At 72.5% G+C, this 22,840-nt stretch carries 20 protein-coding genes and 1 tRNA gene; 7 read left to right on the top strand and 14 right to left on the bottom strand.

The window, feature by feature from the left end; translation table 11 throughout:
* Positions 1-44: 44 nt before the first annotated feature.
* Positions 45-2,618: a bifunctional acetaldehyde-CoA/alcohol dehydrogenase gene (gene adhE, locus JQN83_RS15355; protein ID WP_208567818.1), complete on the bottom strand. Its 2,574-nt coding sequence runs from the start codon at positions 2,616-2,618 to the stop codon at positions 45-47.
* A gap of 220 nt (positions 2,619-2,838) precedes the next feature.
* On the opposite strand from adhE, the gene JQN83_RS15350 reads away from it, so the two are divergent.
* Positions 2,839-3,807, top strand: a complete 969-nt coding sequence (locus JQN83_RS15350; RefSeq protein ID WP_208567817.1) for a hypothetical protein — start codon at positions 2,839-2,841, stop codon at positions 3,805-3,807.
* Positions 3,808-4,347: 540 nt separating this feature from the next.
* On the top strand, positions 4,348-4,791 hold the full coding sequence (locus tag JQN83_RS15345) for an HNH endonuclease (RefSeq protein ID WP_208567816.1): 444 nt from the start codon (positions 4,348-4,350) through the stop codon (positions 4,789-4,791).
* 298 nt (positions 4,792-5,089) lie between these two features.
* Here the strand turns inward: JQN83_RS15345 and JQN83_RS15340 are convergent, their stop codons facing one another.
* Together JQN83_RS15340 and JQN83_RS15335 are read right to left on the bottom strand one after the other, a co-directional pair.
* On the bottom strand, positions 5,090-5,860 hold the full coding sequence (locus tag JQN83_RS15340; protein WP_208567815.1) for an enoyl-CoA hydratase/isomerase family protein: 771 nt from the start codon (positions 5,858-5,860) through the stop codon (positions 5,090-5,092).
* Between the two features lie 115 nt (positions 5,861-5,975).
* On the bottom strand, positions 5,976-8,363 hold the full coding sequence (locus JQN83_RS15335; RefSeq protein ID WP_208567814.1) for a M4 family metallopeptidase: 2,388 nt from the start codon (positions 8,361-8,363) through the stop codon (positions 5,976-5,978).
* 168 nt (positions 8,364-8,531) lie between these two features.
* Here JQN83_RS15335 and JQN83_RS15330 point away from each other — a divergent pair, with 168 nt between their 5' ends.
* A complete protein-coding gene (locus JQN83_RS15330) occupies positions 8,532-9,125 on the top strand; it encodes a hypothetical protein (protein WP_208567813.1) in 594 nt (197 codons plus the stop codon).
* Between the two features lie 188 nt (positions 9,126-9,313).
* Positions 9,314-9,946 carry a hypothetical protein gene (locus JQN83_RS15325; protein WP_208567812.1) on the top strand — a complete coding sequence of 211 codons (633 nt, stop codon included), beginning with the start codon at positions 9,314-9,316 and terminating at the stop codon, positions 9,944-9,946.
* 5 nt (positions 9,947-9,951) lie between these two features.
* On the opposite strand, the gene JQN83_RS15320 is transcribed toward JQN83_RS15325, so the two are convergent.
* The 5 genes from JQN83_RS15320 to JQN83_RS15300 form a co-directional block, all read right to left on the bottom strand.
* Positions 9,952-10,374, bottom strand: coding sequence for an ASCH domain-containing protein (locus JQN83_RS15320; protein ID WP_208567929.1), 423 nt, complete (start codon positions 10,372-10,374; stop codon positions 9,952-9,954).
* A gap of 256 nt (positions 10,375-10,630) precedes the next feature.
* Positions 10,631-11,047, bottom strand: a complete 417-nt coding sequence (locus tag JQN83_RS15315) for a VOC family protein (RefSeq protein ID WP_208567811.1) — start codon at positions 11,045-11,047, stop codon at positions 10,631-10,633.
* A gap of 35 nt (positions 11,048-11,082) precedes the next feature.
* On the bottom strand, positions 11,083-11,487 hold the full coding sequence (locus tag JQN83_RS15310; protein ID WP_208567810.1) for a helix-turn-helix domain-containing protein: 405 nt from the start codon (positions 11,485-11,487) through the stop codon (positions 11,083-11,085).
* 110 nt (positions 11,488-11,597) lie between these two features.
* The gene (locus tag JQN83_RS15305; RefSeq protein WP_208567809.1) at positions 11,598-12,680 is read right to left on the bottom strand and encodes a hypothetical protein; all 1,083 of its coding nucleotides are present in this window, start codon (positions 12,678-12,680) and stop codon (positions 11,598-11,600) included.
* 169 nt (positions 12,681-12,849) lie between these two features.
* Positions 12,850-12,926: transfer RNA gene (locus JQN83_RS15300), tRNA-Thr, on the bottom strand.
* A gap of 366 nt (positions 12,927-13,292) precedes the next feature.
* Here JQN83_RS15300 and JQN83_RS15295 point away from each other — a divergent pair.
* Positions 13,293-14,384 (top strand): ABC transporter ATP-binding protein, encoded by a 1,092-nt coding sequence (locus JQN83_RS15295; RefSeq protein ID WP_208567808.1) that lies wholly within the window; start codon positions 13,293-13,295, stop codon positions 14,382-14,384.
* A gap of 213 nt (positions 14,385-14,597) precedes the next feature.
* Here JQN83_RS15295 and rlmB read toward each other — a convergent pair whose 3' ends face one another.
* The gene (rlmB, locus tag JQN83_RS15290) at positions 14,598-15,761 is read right to left on the bottom strand and encodes a 23S rRNA (guanosine(2251)-2'-O)-methyltransferase RlmB (protein WP_208567807.1); all 1,164 of its coding nucleotides are present in this window, start codon (positions 15,759-15,761) and stop codon (positions 14,598-14,600) included.
* Positions 15,761-17,176 carry a cysteine--tRNA ligase gene (gene cysS / locus JQN83_RS15285; protein WP_208567806.1) on the bottom strand — a complete coding sequence of 472 codons (1,416 nt, stop codon included), beginning with the start codon at positions 17,174-17,176 and terminating at the stop codon, positions 15,761-15,763. Before cysS ends, rlmB begins: the two co-directional genes overlap by 1 nt.
* A gap of 62 nt (positions 17,177-17,238) precedes the next feature.
* Here cysS and JQN83_RS15280 point away from each other — a divergent pair, with 62 nt between their 5' ends.
* Complete coding sequence (locus JQN83_RS15280; RefSeq protein ID WP_208567805.1) at positions 17,239-17,913, top strand: IclR family transcriptional regulator; 675 nt, start codon at positions 17,239-17,241, stop codon at positions 17,911-17,913.
* Positions 17,914-17,999: 86 nt separating this feature from the next.
* Here the strand turns inward: JQN83_RS15280 and JQN83_RS15275 are convergent, their stop codons facing one another.
* From JQN83_RS15275 to JQN83_RS15265, 3 genes are all read right to left on the bottom strand, one after another.
* On the bottom strand, positions 18,000-19,691 hold the full coding sequence (locus JQN83_RS15275; RefSeq protein WP_208567804.1) for a S8 family serine peptidase: 1,692 nt from the start codon (positions 19,689-19,691) through the stop codon (positions 18,000-18,002).
* An 89-nt stretch (positions 19,692-19,780) separates the two neighbouring features.
* A complete protein-coding gene (locus JQN83_RS15270; RefSeq protein WP_208567803.1) occupies positions 19,781-20,470 on the bottom strand; it encodes an HAD family hydrolase in 690 nt (229 codons plus the stop codon).
* Positions 20,471-20,631: 161 nt separating this feature from the next.
* Complete coding sequence (locus JQN83_RS15265) at positions 20,632-21,594, bottom strand: EamA family transporter (RefSeq protein ID WP_208567802.1); 963 nt, start codon at positions 21,592-21,594, stop codon at positions 20,632-20,634.
* A 77-nt stretch (positions 21,595-21,671) separates the two neighbouring features.
* On the opposite strand from JQN83_RS15265, the gene JQN83_RS15260 reads away from it, so the two are divergent.
* Positions 21,672-22,220, top strand: a complete 549-nt coding sequence (locus JQN83_RS15260) for a CGNR zinc finger domain-containing protein (protein WP_208567801.1) — start codon at positions 21,672-21,674, stop codon at positions 22,218-22,220.
* Here JQN83_RS15260 and JQN83_RS15255 read toward each other — a convergent pair.
* Positions 22,177-22,758 (bottom strand): GNAT family N-acetyltransferase, encoded by a 582-nt coding sequence (locus JQN83_RS15255; RefSeq protein WP_307799309.1) that lies wholly within the window; start codon positions 22,756-22,758, stop codon positions 22,177-22,179. The genes JQN83_RS15260 and JQN83_RS15255 overlap by 44 nt on opposite strands.
* Between the last annotated feature and the right edge of the window lie 82 nt (positions 22,759-22,840).

Genomic DNA, 22,840 nt, shown 5'->3' with positions numbered 1-22,840 from the left:
GCCCCGCCCGGCCCCCGGCCGGGCGGGGCTGTCGGGCCACCCGGTCAGCGCGACGTGCCCTGGTAGGCGTCCCGCATGAGCTGCTGCATGTCGTCGAGCATCGGCATCCGGGGGTTCGCCGGGGCGCACTGGTCCTCGTAGGCGTTGAGGGCCTGCTGCGGCAGCGCCGCCTCGAACGCCGCCCGGTCGACACCGATCGCGGCGAACGACGGTTCGATGCCGACCGCGTCGCGCAACCGTTCCACCGCCTCGGCCAGCGACGCCACCCCTTGCGCCGGGGTGCCCGCCGGCAGGCCGAGCTGGGCGGCGATCTCGGCGAAGCGTTCCGGTGCCCGGTAGCTCTCGTAACGCGGCCAGCCGGACAGCTTCGCCGGGACGGTGCCGTTGTAGCGGATCACGTGCGGCAGCAGCACCGCGTTGGTCCGGCCGTGGGCGATGTGGAACGTCGCGCCGAGGGTGTGCGACATGGCGTGCACGATGCCGAGGAAGGCGCTGCCGAACGCCATCCCGGCGATGGTGCCCGCGTTGTGCATCCGTTCCCGCGCCTCGGGGTCGGCGTCGACCACCGCCCGTTCCAGGTTGCCGAAGATCAGCCGGATGGCGTGCAGGGCGAGCCCGTCGGTGAAGTCGTTCGCGTACACCGACACGTACGCCTCGATGGCATGGGTGAGGGCGTCGAAGCCGCTGTCGGCGGCGATGGTCGCCGGCATGCTGGCGGTCAGCACCGGGTCGACGATCGCCACGGTCGGGGTGAGCGCGTAGTCGGCCAGCGGGTACTTCTTGCCGGTCCGGTGGTCGGTGATCACCGCGAACGGGGTCACCTCCGCGCCCGTGCCCGACGTGGTCGGTACGCAGACCAGCCGGGCCAGCGCGCCGAGGGTGGGAAATGTGAAGGCGCGCTTGCGGATGTCGAAGAACTTCTCCCGCATGTCGTCGAAGACCACGTCCGGGTGCTCGTAACGCAGCCACATCACCTTGGCCGCGTCCATCGCCGAGCCGCCACCGAGGGCGACGATGGTGTCCGGGCGGAAGGCCCGCATCAGCGCGGCCCCCCGGTCGACGGTGTCGACGCTCGGCTCGGGTTCCACGTCGTCGATGATCTGCAGGGCGATCCGCTCAGGGCGGCGTTGCAGCACCCGGTTGATCCGGTCGACGAAGCCGAGCCGGGTCATGGTGGCGTCGGTGACAACGGTGACCCGGTGCACGTCGGGCATCTCGGCGAGGTAGCGGATCGCGTTCGCCTCGAAGAAGATCTTCGACGGGACCTTGAACCACTGCATGTTGTTGTTCCGCCGGCCGATCCGCTTGATGTTGAGCAGGTTCACCGCCGACACGTTGTCCGACACCGAGGTACGCCCGTAGCTGCCGCAGCCCAGCGTCAGCGACGGCAGGAACGCGTTGTACATGTCGCCGATGCCGCCCTGCGAGGCCGGCGAGTTCCAGATGATCCGGACCGCCTTGACCCGGCGGCCGAACTCCTCCACCAGGTCCTCGTCGGCGGTGTGGATGACCGCGCTGTGTCCGAGCCCGTGGAACTCGACCATCTGCTCGGCGTACCGCAGGCCCTGCTCGCGGCTGTCGGCGCGCAGCACGGCCAGCACCGGGCAGAGCTTCTCCCGGGTCAGCGGCTCGTCGGGGCCGACCCGGTCGACCGCGACCAGGATGATCGAGGTGTCCGGGGCGACGGTGATCCCGGCGGCGTCGGCGATCCAGGCGGCCGTCCGGCCCACCACGTCGGGGTTGAGCTTCCCGGCGGGGAACAGCAGCGCCTCCAGCTTCTCCTTCTCCGCCGGGGTCGCCAGGTGGGCGTGCAGGGTGCGGAACTCGTCGAGGGCGGCGTCGTGGATCGCCGCGTCGAGGATGACGGCCTGCTCGGAGGCGCAGATCATGCCGTTGTCGAACGACTTGGACAGCACGATGTCGTTGACCGCGCGCTTGAGCTTGGCGCTCGCCTCGATCCAGGCCGGCACGTTGCCCGCGCCCACACCCAGTGCCGGTTTTCCCGCCGAGTAGGCGGCCCGGACCATGGCGTTGCCGCCGGTGGCGAGGATGGTCGCGACCCCGGGGTGGTGCATCAGCGCGGTGGTCGCCTCGACCGACGGCTCCTCGATCCACTGTATGCAGTGCTCGGGCGCTCCGGCGGCGACCGCCGCGTCGCGTACCGTGCGGGCGGCCTCGACGCTGCACCGCTGCGCCGCCGGGTGGAAGGCGAAGATGATCGGGTTACGGGTCTTGAGCGCCAGCAGCGCCTTGAAGATGGTGGTCGAGGTGGGGTTGGTGACCGGGGTGATCCCGGCGACCACGCCCACCGGGTCGGCGATCTCGACGATGCCGCTGATCTCGTCCCGGGCGATCACCCCCACGGTACGGGTCTTCGCCATGCTGTGCGTGACGTGCTCGCAGGCGAAGATGTTCTTCACCGCCTTGTCCTCGAACACCCCCCGACCGGTCTCGGCGACGGCGAGCTGGGCGAGGGCGGCATGCCGGTCCAGCGCGGCCACCGACGCCTTGCGGACGATGTGGTCGATCTGCTCCTGGTCGTACCGGTCGTAGTCGGCCAGGGCCTTGAGGCCGGCGGCGACCAGGGCGTCGATCGTGGTGGCGAGTTCGGTCGACATGTTTCACCTCGGCGGTTGGCGGCGTCTCGGACACCCTCAGCATCCATCGACGGCCGTCTCGGCGGTGGGGCGCAAGGACCCGTCCGACGGTGGCCAAAGGTCCCGTCGTCACGCCGACCCGGGTGCCTCCGGTCGGCCGAAGGTCCCGATGTCACCCGGCGAGCACGCGGCGTCGCCTACCCGACACCGTGTCCCGCCGCCCCCGGCCACCATGATTCGCATGACGGGACCGCGAAAGGCCTACACGTTGCTCACCGTGGCCGCCATCGGGGTGGCGGTGCTGGCCTGGCGGATCGGGGTCGACAAGGCCAATGCCCTGGTGGGCCTGGCCGGCGTCTTCGCCGCGAGCGCGCTCGGGCTGTTGTCCCTGTTCAGCGCGATCGACCCACGGCTGTCCCGGGCGGCGGCGGACGCCGCCGCCCTACCGCCGGGGTCGACCCCGCCCGCGTCCGACGCACCGACCGGAGCAGACGCCACTCCGTCGGCCCCGGGGTCGCGCCGCCGCTGGCGACGCTGGCGGCTGCCGGCGGGGATCGCCGCGCTGCTGCTGGTGATCGTCGGTACGGTGGCCGTGCTCTCCTGGCCGACGGACCGCACGCCGGACGCGCGCAGCGCCTCCCCCACGACCTCCGTCGACGCCTCGTCGGCCGACCCCAGCGTCACGGCGACCCCGGTCGGGACGACACCCACCGTCGATCCGTCCGGGGCGACGCCCACCACCACCCCGGCGATCCCGACCCCCGGGCCGGACGGGCCCACGGCCGGCCCCGGCCCGACCCCCACGGCCCGGCCGACGCCCACCCCCGGGCCGGTCGGGCCGGACTGGGTGCCGCCGAAGGACGCGCCGCACTGGAAGCTGCTCGACGGGGACTCGGTCTACTTCCTGCCGAGGCCCCGACTGGCGAAGGGCACCGGTGCGGGCACCCTGATCTTCCAGGGGAAGGACCACCAGCTCGCCCTCTACAACTGGACCGACGACCCGACCGACCTCAGCTACGAGGGCTGCCGCAACCCGAAGGCGCAGCGGTATTCGAGCGTCGACCTCGAACAGCTCGAACCCACCCCGGTCACCTACTGCCAGCCCGACCCGGGCGACCCGACGGTGGTCAACTACGTCCGGATCGACCACAACCGCTACCAGGCGCAGCCGGCCTCGGTCGACGTCACCGTCTGGTCGGTCCGCTCGTAACCTGCCCACGGCATCGGCCGGTCTGCACATGACCGCCCCGGCACCGCCCGGTCGACCCGCCCGTAGCCGTCGGCGGGGTCGCCGCATGGGCGCGCGGCGGCCCCACGGCGGGGGGCGGCCCCACGGCGGGGGGCGGCAGCAGGGCGGGGCTCCGGTCGACCCGCGTCGGGTGCGGGGCCTGGAGCAGCGTGGGCATCGAAATGCGTTGCCCGCCCACAGCGCCACGCCTACCGTGGTCCGCGCAAGGTCAACCAGTCGAACCGGGAGCACGCCATGATGTCGCCGCACCACACCAGGGCGTGGTCGACGCTACCCATCGACGGTTACCGAGCCGAACACCCCCGGGACGGGAATCCCGACTGACGCGTGCCCGTACGCGCCGGCCGCCCCGTCCCACCTGAGGACCGGGCGGCCTTCGTCGTCCGGGGCCGACACCCGGACCCGGCATTGGGCCCGTCCGACCCGGTCCCACTCCGGACGGGCGGCCCCGCCGACCGGCCCGACAGACCGACCGACCGCCGACCGTGAAGGGAGAGCCCGGTGGACGCCGTCCTCGTCATCAACGCCGACCTCGGCCCGCTGCACCGGGTCACCGTCCAACACGCGATCCGGATGCTGTGCCGTCGGGTCGCCGAGATCCACGAGGCCGAGCCGGACCGGGTGATCGGGGTCTTCCCCGTCCCCCGGGTGGTCCGCCTCGTCCGGTACGTCGTCACCCGTTGGCGGTTCAGCGCCGGGCCGGCCTGGTCCCGGGCGGGGGTGTTGCGCCGCGACGGTGGGCGGTGCGCGTACTGCGGCGGGCCGGCCGGCACCGTCGACCACGTGCTGCCCCGCTCGCGCGGCGGCCGGAACACCTGGCGGAACACCACCGCCGCCTGCTACGCGTGCAACCAGCGCAAGGGGGACCGGACGCCGGCCGAGGCCGGCATGCCGCTGCGGCGGGAGCCGGCGACGCCGAGCTGGGCGAGCCTCGCCGGGCGGTGACGGGACCGGCCGGCGGGCACAGGGGGTCGCGTCGGGTACGCCCCGGCGCGACGCCCGCCGGCCCTCACCACCCCACCGGCCCTCACCACCCCGCCGGCCCTCACCACCTCGCCGGACCCACGAGAACCCAACCCCGCACCACCTCCGGCCCGGCCCCGCCGCAGACCCGCGCCACCGTGATCGACTCACTTTCGTGGTTGTAGTGGCATCCGTCCGCTCCGTTGCCACTACAACCACGAAAGTGCCCCCATCACGACGGTGGCAGCCCGGCGGGGAGGGTCAGCCGGGCGGCGGAGGGTCAGTGGGGGGCGGACGGCGACCAGGGGAAGTCGGGTGGGCGGCGTTCGTGGTGGGCGGCGACGCCCTCCCGGGCCTCGCCGCTGTCCCGTGCCTTCCGGTGCCACCAGGCGATCCGGGCCGGGCTGGCCCGGTCGTCGATGATCTCCTTGGCGGCGGCGACGCTGAGCTGGGAGCGCGCGGCGATGGCGGCGGTGATCGCGGTGACCCGGCCGGGCAGGTCGTCGGCCACCTCGTCGGCCAGGCCGACCCGCAGCGCCCGTTCGGCGTCGATCAGCTCGGCGGTGAAGATCAGGAACTTGGCCGTGGACGGGCCGACGAGCCGGGTCAGCCGCCGGGTGGTGGGGGCCGGGTAGACCAGCCCGAGCCGGGCCGGCGGCACCCCGAACCGGGCGTCCGGGGCGGCGATCCGCAGGTCGCAGGCGACCGCGAGCAGGCAACCACCGCCCACGCAGGGGCCCTGCACCGCCGCGACGGTGGGCTTGGCGAACGCCGCCAACCGCTCCTCGGCGGCGACCGCGATGCCCGCGTCCCCGTGCGCGTCCAGCAGCTCGTCGAGAGCGCCGAGGTCGGCACCGGCGCAGAACGCCCCGTCGGCACCGGTGAGCACCAGGGCGCGCACGGCCGGGTCGGCCTCCAGCCCGTCCAGCAGCACCGGCAGCCGACGCCACATGGCCGGGGTCATCGCGTTGCGCCGGCCCGGGTTCCGGATCGTCACCGTCGCCACCGCGCCGGTCACCCCGACGGTCAACTCCGCGTCCGACACCGCCACCACCCCTCTCGTCGCCGCACCGGCACGTGCCGCGTCGGTGCGGCGACCATAACGGCGCGGGCCCGACGACCACCCGGGAGGGGTGGCCGTCGGGCCCGCCGGCACGACGATCAGGTCAGGAGACGTCGAGCGCGGTGTCGTCGACCACGAAGGACGTCCGCAGCGAGGCGTCCTCGGTGCCGGTGAACTTCAGGGTCACGCTCTGGCCGGCGTACGCGGCCAGCGAGAACGAGCGCTGGGTGTACCCGGTGGCCTTGTTCAGGTTCGAGTAGGTCGCCAGGGTCGCCAGCACGGTGCCGGAGGAGTTGAGCACCTGCACGGTCAGCTTGTCGTACGCGGTGGTGGAGCTGACCTCCCGGGTGTCGATGTGCAGCCAGAAGCTGAAGTTGTACGTCGAGCAGCCGGCCGGCACGCTCACCGACTGGGAGAGCGTCTCGGTCAGGGTGCCACCGGTGCCGCCCATCCAGGCGTTCCAGGTGCCACCGTGGGTGGGCTGGCTGGCGCCGTTCTGCCCGATGACGCCCGTGCTGGCCGCCCAGACCGTGTTGCCGGACTCGAAGCCGGGGTTGCCCAGGAGCTGGCCGGCGGTGCAGCTGCCACCGACGCTGCTCACGATCAGCGTGTAGCTGGCCGAGTGGGCCACCGCGCCGGTGCCGGTGACGGTCACCGGGTAGCTGCCGGCCGGGGTGCTGGCCGAGGTGGCGATGGTCAGGGTCGACGAGGCGCCCGAGGTCACCGAGGCCGGGCTGAACGACGCGGTCGCGCCGGTCGGCAGGCCGGACGCGGAGAACGTCACGGTCTGCGCGGTGCCGCTGGTGGTCGCGGTGGCGACGGTGGTGGCGACCGAACCGCCCGCGGTCACCGAACCGGAGGTCGGGGAGAGCGAGACGGAGAAGTCGTTACCGGTGGAGGAGCAGGGGGCGTCGCTGCCGGCCACGTTGACCGCGGTCCACGCCGCCTGGACGGCCTTGTACTCCGTGGAGCAGCTGCCGTACAGGTCGGTCGCCGCCTTGAGGCTGTACGCGCGGGCGGTGTTGGCCGGGGTGCTGGTGTTGACGTACGACGTGTTGGAGGTGAAGTACACGTCCAGGGCGCGGAACCAGATCTTCTCGGCCTTCTCCCGGCCGATGCCGGTGACCGCCGGGGCGGAGCCGCAGACCGGCGAGGTGCCGTACGACGTGGCGCCGGTGCCCTCGGCGAGGTTGAAGAAGAAGTGGTTGCCGACGCCGGAGGAGTAGTGCACGTCCTTGTTCTTGGTGCTGGTGCTCCAGCACGAGTCGGACGAGCCGTCCAGCGACGGGTTGTACATGTAGCGCAGCGGGGTGCCGTTGCCGTTGATGTTGATCTTCTCGCCGACCTGGTAGTCGCCCGGGTCGCTCGGCGCGGCGGCGTAGAACTCGACCATGTTGCCGAAGATGTCGCTGGTGGACTCGTTGAGGCCGCCCGACTCGCCGGAGTAGACCAGGCCGGAGACGGCCTCGGTGACGCCGTGGCTCATCTCGTGGCCGGCCACGTCGAGGGAGACCAGCGGCCGGGAGTTGCTGGCGCCGTCGCCGTAGGTCATCTGGGCGCCGTCCCAGAAGGCGTTGATGTAGTTGCGGCCGTAGTGGACCCGGCTGGGCACGCCCGCGCCGTTGCCGAAGATGCCGTTGCGGCCGTGCACGTTCTTGAAGTAGTCGAACGTCTTGGCCGCACCGAAGTGGGCGTCGACGCCGGCGGACTGCCGGTTGGTGTTGGTGCCGTCGCCCCAGGCGTTGTCGGCGTCGGTGAACGTGGTGCAGGTGCTGGTGCCGTTGTTCATGTCGCAGGTGCGGCCGTTGCCGTGCGACGGGTCGATCATCTGGTAGGTGCTGCCGGAGAGCGTGGTGTCGATGCTGACCGAGCCGGTGTAGATGCCCTGGCCGCTGCCGACCACGGACTCGATCTCGTCGTGCGCGCCGATGACCCGGCCGGTGCTGGCGTCGGTGATGACGTGCAGCTTCGACGGGGTCTGCTGGTCGGCCTTCCAGCCGGACAGCACGGTCTCCCAGGCGAGCCGGCCCTTGCCGGAGGTGGCGTCGACGAACAGTTCCGGCGTACCCACCTCGGTGATCTTGCCGGAGAACGCCTTGCGGGCCGTCGCCTTGGCCGCCGCCGGGCTGATCTTGGCGGTGGTGCCCAGGGCGAGCGGAGCGGACAGGCCGACCGAGGTGCCGGCGAGGGTCCCGTTGGGCGCGGTGTGGATGACGAAGTCACCGCCGTACACCCGCAGACCCTGGTAGGTGCGGGTGTAGCGGACGTGCGCGGCGCCGTTGGCGTCGACCTTGGTGCGGACGGCCTGGTAGGCCTCTCCGCTCGCGCCCTGCACGGCACCGGGGTTGCTGCGCAGCAGACTCTCGGCGCGGGCGGCAGGGGCGGTGTCCGGAGCGGGGGCGGCCGGGGCCGCCTGCGCTGCGGTGGCGACGCAGGTCAGCAATCCGCTGGTGAGCAGAGCTGTGCTGACGGCGGCGAGGGGTCTTTTCACGTGCCCTCCTGGCAAGGGAAAGATGTGACGGGGGTGGTCACGCATGTAGATATAGCGATACATCGAAGAAAAGAGAAGGGATGGAACGGTTCCATGACACGACACTGGCCGAACGGAGGAGGTACCTTGCCCAGGGAACCGATTGACGTCGATGCGCGTCGGAACGGCATGAGATCATCCGCCCTGGTCCTGACCACGATCACGGTTTCCCTCGGCCTGCTGACCGGCTGCTCAGCGAGTGACCCGGGCTCACCTGCGACGCCGTCCACCGCCCCCACCGGGACGGCCACCACCCCCACCCCCGGCGCCCCGGTCACCACCACCCCCGCCGCTCCGACCGTCGCGGCCGGTGGCGTCACCCCGGGCGCGACGACCGAAGCCGGCACCACGCGGGGCCCCGGCGGCACCGGGTCCGCCACCACCGTCGACCGGGTCACCCTGACCCGCTCCGGAGGTTTCGCCGGGAACCGCGACACGGTGACCGTCGAGCCCGACGGTCGGTGGACCACGACCGACCGGGCCGGCACGACCCGTACCGGCCGGCTCACCCCGGCACAGCTCGACCAGCTCCGGACGCTCACCGGCCCGGCCACCCGCAGCCGTGGCGGCCCGCCCGACGGCCGCTGCGCGGACACCTACTCCTACCAACTCACCGTCGGGACCCGCATCGTCGAGTGGTCCGACTGCCCGAGCGGTCCGCAACCGCCGGCCGCCGCACCCCAACTGGCCGCCCTGCTACTGAAGACCACCACGACCGGCTGACCACCGACGCGGTGGCCGTCGAACCGCCGAACGGGCACCGCACCCGACCCGGGGTGCGGTGCCCGTCACCCGACCACACCAGGTGCCCCCGGGCCGGAAAACCGCCCACGGCGACATGGGGGACCGACGACGAACCGGGGCGACACCGGTCGGATAACCTACCCGCTCCGATTCCCGCGAGGAGCGTTGTGCCGAAGAGACGACCCGCCGGTCCGCGCCGCCCGGCAGCCCGGCGGCACCCGGCGGCACCGCGCCGACCGCTCGGCCTCACCGGGGCGCTGCCCGCCCTGGTCGCCGCCGCCCTGGTCGCCGGCTGCGCGGTGTCCGACACCGGGCAGCCGGCGGGCCCCGCCCCCACCCCGGCGGCGCGGACGTTGCGGACCCCGGACACCCTGCTCGACCTGCCCCGCTCCGGTGCGCCGCTGCCGGCCGGGCTGCCCCGGTTCCGGCTCGACGAGCTGACCCGGCAAGCCGCCCCGGCCACCAGCACCGTCGAGGCGACGTACAGCCGGGGCCGGAGCGGCCCCGAGACGATCATGGTGAGCGCCGTCTCCGGCCGGATCGCCGACCCGCAGGCCACCCTGGCCCTGTTGCTGAAGCCCTACCGGATCCCCAAACCCCGGTCGGTGGAGTTCGGCCGGTTCGGCGGCGAGGCCCGCTGCGGGCGGGGACGCACCGCCGACGAAGGTCACCTCACCGCCTGTGCCTGGGCCGACCCCGAGATCGCCGGGGTGGTGGTCTTCCTCACCCCCACCAAACAGCCCGACCGCAAGGACGACTTCCTGGCGGTACGCGACGAGCTGGAACAGCCCACCGGCTGACCGGGTCAGTCGCCCCCGACCACCCGGAAACGCTCGACCACGGCGACGGTGTCGTCGTCCACCCGGAACCCCGGGTCGCCGAGCCAACCCAGATAGTCCGGCCCGTGCCAGTAACTCTCGTGGCCGGCCCGCCAGGCCGCCACCGAGTCGTACCCCTCCCCCTCGTCCCGGGCGTGATCGAGGTCGACGTCGCCGAGCCGGACCAACCGCACCTCGGTCACCTCGATCACCGCGACCGGACGGTCGGCGGAGTCGACCACCACCGACCGGTCACCCACGACCGGCAGCGCCTCACCATCACGCTCATAATCCTGGAGCAGACCGGTGGTGGAGATCTTCTCCCCGCTGAGCACGGCGGCCACGAGCTGGTCGCGCAGCGGGCCGGGAAAGGCGAACTCACACTTCGGCAGATCGGGAAAACTCGGCATGGTCATCGGGCGACCGTAGCCGCCGGCCCCGCCACCCACACCCGGTATTCGCCGCCGCCCTGCACGCCGACACCGACACCAGCACCCCGGTCCGGCCGACCGGCATCGCCGGCGGCCCCGGGCGCAGCGCCCACCGTCGGCCGAACGACCCTCCTGCTCGCCGTGCCGGGCCAGGCAGAACAGCCGCACACCCGTCGCCACCTCGTCGGAGTCGGAAGGCGCGAGCGTGACCCGCGCCTCCCGACCCCCGCCGCCCTCAGCGGGCGAACATCTGGCCGATGCGGATCCGGTTGCCGAACGGGTCCCGGATGCCGAAGTCGATGCCGTACGGCCGCTCGGTCGGCTCGTCGGTGATGTCGACGCCCTTGCCGACCAGATCCTCGTACGTCTTGTGGGCGTCGTCGGTGGTGATGCTGAGCCACCCGCCGATCGCGCCCTTGGTCAGCAGCTCCCGGACCTGCTCGGCGGTCGCCGGGTCCAGCGCGGGCGGGCCGGGCTTCTCCAGCAGCACCTCCCGCTGCGGATCGCCGGGCACGTTGACCGTCAGCCACCGCATGAAGCCCAGATCCTGGTCGGTATTGACCTCGAAGCCCAGCTTGCCGACATAGAAGTCGAGCGCCTCGTCCTGGTCGAGGACGTAGAGCTGGGACCGGGTGATCGCGTTCATCGTCATGCCGGGAACGCTATGCCAGGCCCCTGACCTGCTGCTTATCCAAAACTGCTGGGCCTGGTCCAGGCTTTGGCGAAGCAACTCGGCACCGGCTGGTCGCCCGCCGACCGGCTGCTGCGGTATCCGGTGGGCGACTCACCGACGATCTGCCGGAAGGTACGGCTGAACGAGCCGAGACTGCTGAACCCGACGGCGTAACAGATCTCCGTGACGTCCCGGTCGGTCTCCACCAGCATCGACATCGCCCGTTCCACCCGACGTCGTTGCAGGTAGCGGTGCGGGGTCTCGCCGAAGGTGGCCCGGAAGGTGCGGATGAAGTGCGCCTCGGAGACCAGCGCGATCCGGGCCAGCGCCGGGATGTCCAACGGCTGCGCGTACGCCCGGTCCATCGCGTCCCGGGCCCGCAACATGGCCCGGTTCGACTGCTCCACCGCACGACTCATCGGCCCCCGCCCGTCGTCCTAGCTCCGCGCCGACCAGGCTACCCAGCCGGACCGGCCGGCGTGGTCCCGCCGCGACCGGCGACGACGCGCCCTGCGGAGATCCGGACCGCTCAGCAGCCGCTCCACCGGACCGGGAGGGAGACCTGCCGGCCGACGGCCCGGCCGACGACCAGACCGTTGTCGGCGATCGCCTCGGCGACGACGCGGTTCACCGGGCCCGAGACGACGCTGCGCAGCGGCACCCGGCGGTCAAGGTGATCGACCACCGAGTCGGAGAGCAGTCCACCGGATGCGTTGACGCCCGTCATGGCGATCAGTCCCGGTCTGACCGGCGTCGCCACCCCGGTGCGCAGGTCCCAGCGCACCATCTGCCCGTACTGCCCGTCCGCCGTGTCGGCGACCTGGCCGACCGCCCAGTTCCCCCGGGCCACCCGCACCGTCGACTTCACCGCGCCGGGCGCGGTGAGCCGGTCGACCCGCCCGTCGGGACGCCGCACCCAGGCGACGGGCGGCGGGGCGACCCCGCGCTCCCCGCCGGCACCACGCGCACCGGGACCACGCGCTCCGGGACCGTGCGACGAGCGGTCCTCCTCGCCGGGGACCTCGCCGACGATGGTGCCGTCGTCGAGGATCGCCACCGGGAGGCCGCCGGGCTCGAGAACCTCGACGGTGTCCGGCCGGTCGACCGGCCAGCGCAGGGTCACCGGGTACTCCAGGTAGCCGCCGTAGCCGACGATGTCCCCCCGGCTGTTGACGGCCGTGACATAGCCGCCGATCCCGTTCGGCGGCAGGGGCAGCCACTCCACCTGGCCGTCCCGGAAACGCCACGGTCGGTTGCCGGCGCCGGTCGAGCTGTCACCGACCAGGACGCCGTGCCGGTTGACGGCCACCAGCAGCCCGGGTGATCTCGTCAACACGGTGACGCGGGGACCGTCCCACCGCACCAGCACCGGCTCCTGCCCCTGGTCGGTGGCCCGCCGACCGGTGCCGACGATGAACCGGCCGGCCGGGTCGACGAACATCGCGTCCCAGGCCAGGCCCCCACCGGCCGGCAGGGGCAGCGGATGCATCAGGCAGGCCGGGACACTGCCCGTCCTCGGCGCGGCCATGGCGACGCCGGGCGCGAGCAACGTCGCCGCCAGCAGGCCGGCGGTGAGGATGGCGCACAGTCGACGCGGGGCGATGAGGATCATGAGGCAGCCCGTCTCAGCCGGTGGGGTGGGTCCCTCCACTCAACCAGCTCGATTCATCCACCGGAAGTGACCATTCGGTCACGCAGGGCGGCGGTGGCGGCAGGAGCGCGCCCGGCAGGTGTCGACGGATCGACAGGCGGCAACGCCAATGGCGGCCGTGCTGTGGAATTGGAGCCCCCGGCCGGGATCGAACCGGCGACATCTCGCTTACAAGGCGAGTGCTCTGGCCAGCTGAGCTACAGGGGCGCGTGGTGCGACGTCAGCATAGCGACTGACGTCGGGAAATCCCGGCCGGCAGGGTCCCCGAGCATGGAAAACGTCAATCTTCTGCCCGTCCCACCGACGAATCGGCGTACCGCACCCCTGTCAGGCGAGGGGATTGATGCCCGGCCGTGCCCGCCTGACCGAAATGCGTATGCCGTCCGTCCCACTCGATGTATCCCGTCTTGGCATGGCTGGAAATCCCGTTTACCGTGCAGTGACACGGATGACACCCGGGGTCGGCTGCGGCTGCCTCCCGGAGGTGGTCCGTGGGTCGGCACCGTGGGTGCCGACAGCTCCTTCACTCGGATCGTCCGGCACGTTCCTGCCGGTGAAAGGAAGCGCACCACCATGGCTACGGTCACGTACGCGAAGGCCTCCCGGATCTACCCGGGCACCGAACGCCCCGCGGTCAACCAGCTCGACCTCCAGATCGGTGACGGGGAGTTCCTCGTCCTGGTGGGCCCGTCGGGTTGCGGCAAGTCCACCAGCCTGCGGATGCTCGCCGGGCTGGAGGACGTCGACGACGGCGCGATCTACATCGACGAGCGGGACGTCACCCACCTCCCGCCGAAGGCCCGCGACATCGCGATGGTCTTCCAGAACTACGCCCTCTACCCGCACATGTCGGTGTACGAGAACATGGCGTTCGCCCTCAAGCTGCGCAAGACCCCCAAGGCGGAGATCGACCGTCGGGTCAAGGAGGCAGCCGGGCTGCTCCAGCTGGACGAGTACCTCAGCCGCAAGCCGAAGGCGCTCTCCGGTGGTCAGCGTCAGCGTGTCGCGATGGGCCGGGCGATCGTCCGCGAGCCGCAGGTCTTCCTCATGGACGAGCCGCTGTCGAACCTCGACGCCAAGCTCCGCGTGCAGACCCGTACCCAGATCGCCTCGCTCCAGGCGAAGCTCGGCATCACCACGGTCTACGTCACCCACGACCAGGTCGAGGCCATGACCATGGGCCACCGGGTGGCGGTCATGCTCGACGGCGTCCTGCAGCAGGTGGACACCCCCCGGGCGCTCTACGACACCCCGGCCAACGTCTTCGTCGCCGGTTTCATGGGCTCCCCCGCCATGAACATCAAGACCGTTCCGCTGAACGAGCGGGGCGCGGCCTTCGCCGAGCTGCACATCCCGCTGACCCGCGAGCAGGTCGAGGCGGCCCGGGGCGAGGGTGGCAACGACAAGGTCACCGTCGGCTTCCGGCCGGAGGACTGCGACCTGGTCAGCCCGACCGAGGGCGGCATGCCGGTCGTGGTCGAGCTGGTCGAGGACCTCGGCTCGGACGCCAACGTCTACGGTCACGCCGCGCTGGAGGGCCACGAGGAGCGTTTCGTGGTCCGCACCGACCGGCGGACCATGCCGAACATGGGTGACACCGTGTTCGTCAAGCCGCGTGCCGGCCGCAGCCACGTCTTCAACGCGGCCACCGGCCACCGCATCTGATTCCACCGCGCGAAAAGGGGCGGTCCGCTTCGGCGGACCGCCCCTTTCTTCGTCTGTCGTCCCGGCGGTGCCGGCGCGTGGCCGTCCCGGGACGGCCCGGTTCGCACCGCCGGGAAAGCTGGCCGGGCGCGCCGGTGCCGGCGGCCGGTCAGCCTTCCGCAGCGCGGCGGCGGGCCACCTCGGCGAAAGTGACGGCGGCGGCGAGGCGGCCGGTCAGCCTTCCGCAGCGCGGCGGCGGGCCACCTCGGCGAGGGTGACGGCGGCGGCGACGCTGGCGTTCAGCGACTCCACTTCGGAGATCATCGGGATGCTGACGGTCAGGTCGCAGGTCTCCCCGACCAGCCGGGACAGGCCACGCCCCTCGGAGCCGACCACCACGACCAGCGGACCGACGGCCGCCTCCAGGTCGTACAGGTCGGTGTCGCCGTCGGCGTCCAGGCCGACCACCATGAAGCCGGCCTCCTGGCACGCCTTGAGCGACCGGGTCAGGTTGGTGACTTGGGCGACCGGCACCCGCGCCGCCGCACCGGCACTGGTCCGCCAGGCGGTCGCGGTGATCCCGGCGGCCCTACGCTCGGGTACGAAGACACCCTGCGCACCGAACGCGGCAGCCGACCGGATCACCGCACCCAGGTTGCGCGGGTCGGTGACCCCGTCCAGCGCGACCAGCAGCGGGGCTGCCTGCTCCAGCGCGGCGGCCACCAGGTCCTCGAAGGTCTCGTAGGCGAACGGCGGCACCTGGAGGCCGACGCCCTGGTGCAGCACACCGCCGGTCATCCGGTCCAGCTCGGCCCGGCTGATCTCCAGGATGGCGATGCCCCGGTCGGCGGCCGTCCGGGTGATCTCGTTGATCCGGTCGTCGGCGTCGATGCCCTGCGCGGAATACAGCGCGGTCGCCGGCACCTGGGCGCGCAACGCCTCCAGCACCGGGTTCCGGCCGACGAGCAGCTCCGGGGTGTCCCGGGACGGGTTCGACTTACGCCCCGGCGCGACCCGGGGACCACCACGGCCCGTACCCGCGCCGGCCCGACCGCCTGCGCCACCGCGACCACCCGCGCCACCGCGACCACCCGCACCGGCCCGGACCGGGGCCATCCCCCGGGTGCCCTTGCCCCAGGTGGTGTCCTTGGTGCCGGGCTGGCCGATCTTGGGGGCCCGGCCCTCCTCGACCGCCGCCCTGCGCTCCTTGTCCTGCTTCCAGGCGGTGCGCTGGGGCAGCTTCTCGGTGCCCGAGTACGCCTTGTGCCAGGGTCGCTCGTCGGCGGGCAGGGTCTTGCCCCGGCCCGCGAGGGAGTCCTTGTTCTTGCCACCGGAGCCCTTGGGGGCACCCGCCTTCGGCGTCAGTCGCCGGCCACGGCGCTGCGAGTTGCCGGCCATCAGTCCTGCTCTCCAATAGTCCAACGGGGGCCCTGGGGGGTGTCCTCGACGACCACGCCGGCCAGCTTGAGCTGGTCGCGGACGGCGTCGGCGGCAGCCCAGTCCTTACGGCTACGGGCCTGCGCGCGCTGCTCCAGGGCCAGCGCGATCAGGGAGTCCACCACGCCGCGCAGGTCGTCGGCACGGCCGCCGCCGGTCCAGGCCGGGTCGAGGGGGTCCACACCGAGGATATCCAGCATCGCCCGGGTGGCGGCGAGGGTCGTGCGGACGGTCACATCGTCCCCCTCGGCCAGCGCGGTGTTGCCGTCACGCAGCGTCGCCTGGAGGACGGCCAGTGCGGCGGAGGTGTTGAGGTCGTCGTCCATCGCGGCGACGTAAGCCGCCGGCAGCTCCCCGAACTGCCCCGGGCCGACCCGCTCGACGGCCCGCTGGACGAACCCCTCGATCCGCCGGTAGGCCACCGCCGCCTCGCGCAGCGCGTCCTCCGAGTAGTCGATCCGGGACCGGTAGTGCGCCGCCGCGTAGTAGTAACGCAGCTCCACCGGGCGCACCCCGAGCGAGTCGACGTAGCTCAGGTCGAGGGCGTTGCCGAGCGACTTGCCCATCTTGGCGCCGCCGATGCTGAGCAGCCCGTGGTGCACCCACCAGCGGGCGAAGGGCAGCCCGGCGGCCTGCGACTGGGCGATCTCGTTCTCGTGGTGCGGGAAGATCAGGTCGAGCCCACCGCCGTGGATGTCGAACTCGACCCCCAGGTAACGCTGGCACATCGCCGAGCACTCGATGTGCCAGCCGGGGCGACCCCGGCCCCACGGGGACGGCCAGTAGGCGTCGGCCGGCTCGTCCGGCTTGACGCCCTTCCACAGCGCGAAGTCCCGGGGGTCCCGCTTGCCCCGCTCGGGGGCGTCCCCGGCGGACTGCATGTCGTCCGGCGACTGACCGGACAGCGACCCGTACGCCGGCCAGGAGGCCACGTCGAAGTAGACGTCGCCGGAGCCGTCGGTGGCCGGGTAGGCGTGCCCGGTCTCGATCAGCCGGGCGATCAGCTCGTGCATCTCCGGGATGTGCCCGGTGGCCCGCGGCTCGTACGTCGGCGGCAGCACGTTCAGCGCCCGGTAGGACCGGGCCAACGCCAGCTCGTTGGCGTACGCGATGGACCAGAACGGACGGCCCTGCTCCTGCGCCTTGACGAGGACCTTGTCGTCGATGTCGGTCACGTTGCGGATGAAGGTGACCTCGAAGCCGGCGGCCGACAGCCAGCGCCGCAACACGTCGTAGTTGACACCGGAGCGAAGGTGACCGATGTGCGGCGGGGCCTGGAGGGTGAGACCACACAGGTAGACCCCCACCTTGCCGGATTCCCGCGGGACGAAGTCCCGCACCGATCGGGTGGCGGTGTCATACAGGCGTAGCGTCACCGTACAAGGGTAGCTGTCCGTGCTCCCCGGGGTCTGCCCGAGCCGGGTCGTACGCTCCTGCTGTGGAGACGACGGCCCCCGGCGAGCCGGGCAACCAGACGCCTGCGGGTGGCGAGACGGCGCAGACCCTGGACCGGGGCCTGCGCCTGCTGCACCTGGTCGCCGACGCGTCGGCCGGGTTGACCGTCACCGAGGCCGCCCACCGGCTCGGCATCGGCCGGGCCGCCGTCTACCGGCTGGTCGGCGCGCTGACCGGGCACGGGATGCTGCGCCGGGGCGGTGACGGTCGGTTGCGTCTCGGTGTCGGCGTGCTGCACCTGGCCCGACGGGCCCAACCGCTGCTCGCCGAGGGGGCGCTGCCCGCGCTGCGGCGGCTCGCCGAGCAGACCGGGGCGACCGCACACCTGACCGTGGTGGAGGGCGGCGAAGGGGTGGCCCTGGCCGTGGTCGAGCCGAGCTGGACGTCGTTCCACGTGGCGTACCGGCCGGGCACCCGGCACCCGCTGGAACGCGGGGCCGCCGGGCGGGCCGTCCTCGCCGGGCGGGCCGGCCTCACCGCCCCGGTGAGCACCGCCGGGGAACTCCAGGCCGGGGCGTACGGGGTGGCCGCGCCGGTGCTCGGGGTGCCCGGCCTGGAGGCGAGCGTCGGGGTGATCTCGCTGGCCCCGCTGCCGGTCGACACCGTCGGCCCGCAGGTCACCACCGCCGCCCGGACGATCGCCACCGCCCTGTCCTGAGCCGGAGGTCAGATGCGCGGAGAGGCCCGCACGACCAGGGGTCGTCCGGGCCTCTCCGTCGAGCGGTCAGGCCGTGCTGTCGAACGTCAGGGAGCCACGTTCGGCTTGAGCGGGCTGCGCACCGCGGCGTTCGCGTCCACGATGCCGTACCCGTAGAAGCCGTTGAAGTTCAGCGACCCGGCGCAGTACGCGTCGAACTCGGTCGACCGGCCCTCGTTGGCGTAGCTCTGCAGGCGCGGCTCCGGGCAGGCGTGCTCGGCGGCGGTCCGGTAGAGATGCTGCTCCACCTTGGCCGGCGCCAGGCCGTAGCCGTCACGCCCCTCCTTCTTGCCCCACTTGCTGACGATCAGCGCGGCGACCCCGCTGACGTGCGGCGACGCCATCGAGGTGCCCTGGAGGTAGGTGTAGTAGCCACACTCACCGGCGGTGGTGCACTGCTTGAACACCGAGTTCTCGAAGCCCGGCACGACGTTGCCGTTCTCGTCGACCGACCCCTCCTCCTGGAGCACCTTCTTCGGGTACGTGGAGAGGATCATGTTGGCGTCGGTGCGGTAGGTGTCGGTGCCGAAGCCGTCGCGGAACCAGCCACCCGGCGCGGCGACCGAGATCTGCTCGGTGCCGTAGTTGGAGTAGTCGGACTTCTTGCCGGACGGGCCGACGGCGGACACGCCGATCACGTGCGGACCCTCCACCGGGAAGTCCCAGCAGCTGTCATTGTCGATCGGGCGCGGGTACGGGTCGGCGCCGTAGTCCGGGCTGGACACGTCGGTACGGGGTGCACCGAGGTCCTCGTGGTTGTTGCCGAGCGAGCCGACCAGGGTGACGCCCTTGTTGTGGGCGAAGTTCAGGGCCCGCTTCATCGCCTTGATGACGGCCCGCTGCTCGGCCTGCGACTCGGGCGAGTCGGCCGGGTTCGCGGTGCAGTTGTAGAGCCACGGGTCGACGTAGAACGACATGTTCACCACGTCGAGGCCGGACTTGCCGGCGTGCACCAGGGCGTTGACGACCGGGTTGAGGAAGAAGTAGCCCGAGTCCTGGCCACCCTTGAGCTCCACCAGCGACACGTTCGGGGCCACGCCGGACAGGCCGAAGCCGTTGGCCGCCGCACCGATGGTGCCGGCGACGTGGGTGCCGTGCCCGCCGTCGTCGGTGCCGACCGGGTCGAGGCAGCTCGCCACCTCGCACGGGCCGTCGACGTCGGCGATGTCCGGGGCGAAGTTGCGCGACAGCGCCCAGTTGAAGTTGGGCGCGAGGTCGGGCTGGCTGGCGTCGACGCCGGTGTCCAGGATGCCGACGGTGACCCGCTTGTCGCCCGGCATGACCTTGCGGGCCTTGTCGGCCCCGATCATGCCGAGGCCCCAGAGCTTGTCGTCGAGCGGGTCGAGCTTCTTGCCGTTGGCGTTGCCCTTGGCCTTGACCGCCTGCTTGGTCCGGGTCAGCAGGTTCTCCTGCGCGACCCGGTCCAGCTTGGGCTTGCGGCCGATGGCCCGCTGCTCGGCCGCGCCGACCAGCGCGGAAGCGGCGGTGACCCGGCCGGCGAAGTCGGCCCGGTCGCTGGTGACCTGGAACAGACCGACGTCGTCCGTACGGGACACGACGGTGCCACCGGCGGCGCGGATCGCGGCGATCGCCGCGTCCGCCGAGACGCCGTCCTCGGCCACCACGGTGAACGTACGGCTGGTGGTCGGCCCGGCGTTCGCCGGGACGGTCAGGCCGGTCACCGTAAGTGCCAGGGCCGCCGCGGTCGCGACGGCTCCGGCGGTGAAGCGCTTGCTCACCACATCAGATCCTCTCGTTGAGGGACGTGGCAGCCATCCCATAGCACCGGCGACGATTCCGCCAGATACAAATCCGAATTGGTCCCGCATCAGGCATTCGTCGGTTGCAGGCTGCGCAGCGCCACCGGCAGCTCGGTGAGCGTGGCCACCTCGGCGTCGGGGCGTACCCCTTCGGGGAGGGGAAGTCCGAGCCGGTTGAGCCAGATGCCGCGCATTCCGGCCTGCTGGGGGCCGAGCACGTCGTGGGAGATCGAGTCGCCGACGTACGCGATCCGTTCCGCCGGCACCCCGGCGGCGGCGACGACCGCGGCGTAGAACGCCGGGTCGGGCTTCTTGGGCAGGCCGCCCTCGTGGGCGTACAACTCGAAGGCGAACTCCCCGGGCAGGCCGCAGCGTTCGGCCCGGCTGTTGCCGTTGGTGGCGTACCCGAGGGTGAAGTCGGCGCGCAGGGCGGCCAGCGCCGGCAGGGTGTCGGGGTACGGGTGGCTGAGCGCGTAGCGCCTGGTGAAGAAGAGTTCGGCGAACTCGTCGAGCTGGCCGACCAGCCCGGCCCGGTCGAGGGACCGGGCCAGCGCGGCCCGGCGGATCTCCATCACCGGTGCGGCGGTCATCGACCCGAAGACCGCCTGCCAGTCGGACTCCACCTCGGCGAGGGTCACCCCGGCCGCCACCGGGGTCCGGCGACGCATCTCCTCCAGTACGGCCACCAGGGCACCGGTGACCGCCGGCCGCAGGTCGATCAGGGTCTCGTCGGCGTCGAACACCACCACGCTGAGCATGCCCGACACCCTCTCACGTTCATCCGACCCGGCCACGCCGGCCGGGTCGTCACCCGTCCGCGCCGGCCGGGACGTCCCCGTCCACGCCGGCCGGGCAGCCCCGACCACGACGGTGCCGGGCAGGGCACCGTCCGGTCGGCGGCGATCCACCCCGGTCCGGCTCAGGTCAGTGCCGGTTCGTCCGTCCGGGCCGCCGGCTGTCCGGTGCGGCCCTCGCGCAGCTCGTCGAGGCGGACCAGCGCCACCCCGGCGACGATCAGCGCACCCCCGGCGAGCTGCACCGGCACCGGCAGCTCACCCAGCACCAGCCAGGCGATGAGCACCGCGAACATCACCTCGGTCAGCCCGACGAACGACGACAGCCGGGCCCCGAGGATGCGGGTCGCGGCGATCCCGGTCAGGTAGGCCACCACGGCGGCGATCAGTGACAGCCCGGCGATCGGGACGAGCCAGCTGGTGCGCTGCCCGGCGAAGTCGACCGCGCCGAAGGTGGCCCGCAGCGGCAGCACCCCGACCAGGCCGAGCAGGGCCAGCACGGCTGCGCCGACGGCCATCCCGCCGCTGGCCATGGTGACCGAGGGCAGGTCGGCGTCGACCCGCGCGGCGAGGACGAAGTAGCCGGCCAGTCCGACGGCCGCGCCGAGACCCCAGAGCACGCCGACCGGGTCGAGCCGGCCCGCGCCGGTCAGGTCGAGCACCAGGACGAGCCCGGCCAGGGCGGCCAGCGAGCCGACCACGGTGAGCCGGCGGGGGCGCTGCCCGTGCACCAGCCACAGCCAGCCGACCACGAGGATGATGCCGAGGTATTCCAGCAGCAGGGCCACCCCGACCGGCAGGTAGCGGACGGCGTTGAAGAAGCAGGCCTGGGCGGTGGCGACGCCGAGCAGACCGAAGACGGTGACCGGGCCGAGGTTGCGGCGCAGCACGCCGGCCCGGCCGCGCAGCGCGAGCACGGCGGGGACGGCCAGCACCAGGGCGGCCAGGCCGACCCGGGCGACCACGACGGCCTCGGCCGACCAGCCGGCCTCGATCAGCGAGCGGGCAAAGGTGCCGGAGGTGGCGAACGTGACGGCGGAGAGCAGGGCGAGCGCCAGCCCGGTGCCGGCGGTGGATCGGTGCGGCATCGGGGCTCCTCGGGCGTGACATCAGCAAAGTAGGATTACGCCGGTGACGCTAGCGGCCGACTACGACAGGGGTCAAGTTGCTTTTCGCTCATGACACAGAGTGCGGGCTGACCGCCGCTGCCGCACTGGTCAACACCGACAACCGGGACGGCGAAGGGTTGCCCGACATCGCCGCACTGGACCGCTTCGTCGCCGCGAACCGGTGGACCGGGCGACACGACCGCACCGGGGCCGAGTTGCGCGCCGTCCGGGCGTTACGCCCCCGACTGCGCCGGCTCTGGGACGACGACCCGGACACCGTCGTCACCGTGGTCAACGACCTGCTCCGCGAGTCCCGGGCACTGCCGCAGCTCATCCGGCACGACGACCAGCCCTACCACGTGCACGCGGTGCCCCGGGACGCCCCGCTGGCCACCCGGATGGCCGTCGAGGCGGCGATGGCCGTCGCCGACCTGGTCCGGGGTGACGAGCTGGGCCGGCTGCGGCACTGCGCCCACCCGGAGTGCGCCAACGTGCTGGTCGACCTGTCCAAGAACCGGTCCCGCCGGTTCTGCGAGGCGGGCTGCGGCAACCGGGTCGCGGTCAGCGCCTACCGGGCCCGGAAGGCGGCTGGTAGTCGCCCCTGAGCAGCTCGTACTCCACCTCGCCGTGCTCCGTTCCGGCGATCGGGTCGGGCCAGCCAGCGTGGAAGGTGCGGACGTACCGCAGGCCGGCCTTTGCCAGCACCGCCCGCGACCGCACGTTGACCGCCATCGTCTGCGCCCACACCCGGCGTACCCCAGGGGTGTCGAAGGCGTGGCCGACCAGCGCGCAGGCCCCCTCGGTGGCCAGGCCCCGCCCCCAGGCCGCCCGGCGCAGCCGGTAACCCAGCTCCGGAGCGGCACCGTCGTCGGACGGGTCGAGCGCGAACCAGCCCAGAAAGGTGCCGTCGACAGCATCCTCGGCAGCCCACCGGCCCTGCCCCGGGTAGCGGTCGTAGCCGGCGAGAAGCCGGGGCAGCTGCTCGTCCCGCACCGTGGCGAGGGGGGTGGGCCGGCCGCCGGTGAGGAACCGCATCACCTCCGGGTCGCTGTCCAGCTCGACCAGATGCGGCACGTCGTCTTCGGTGAAGCGGCGCAGCCGCAGCCGTGCCGTCGTCAGCAACACCCCGTCCACACCGGTCACGACCCGGATCATGCCGGCCGCCGGCCGTCCGGTCGACCGGTTATCCCGGCAGACCCAGCCCCACCAAGGCCCGCCGGTCCCC

Source organism: Micromonospora antibiotica (assembly GCF_017599305.1).
Classification (GTDB): Bacteria; Actinomycetota; Actinomycetes; order Mycobacteriales; family Micromonosporaceae; genus Micromonospora; species Micromonospora antibiotica.
The sequence above is the reverse complement of the archived record's forward strand: the minus strand, read 5'-3'. Positions and strand labels throughout refer to the sequence as shown.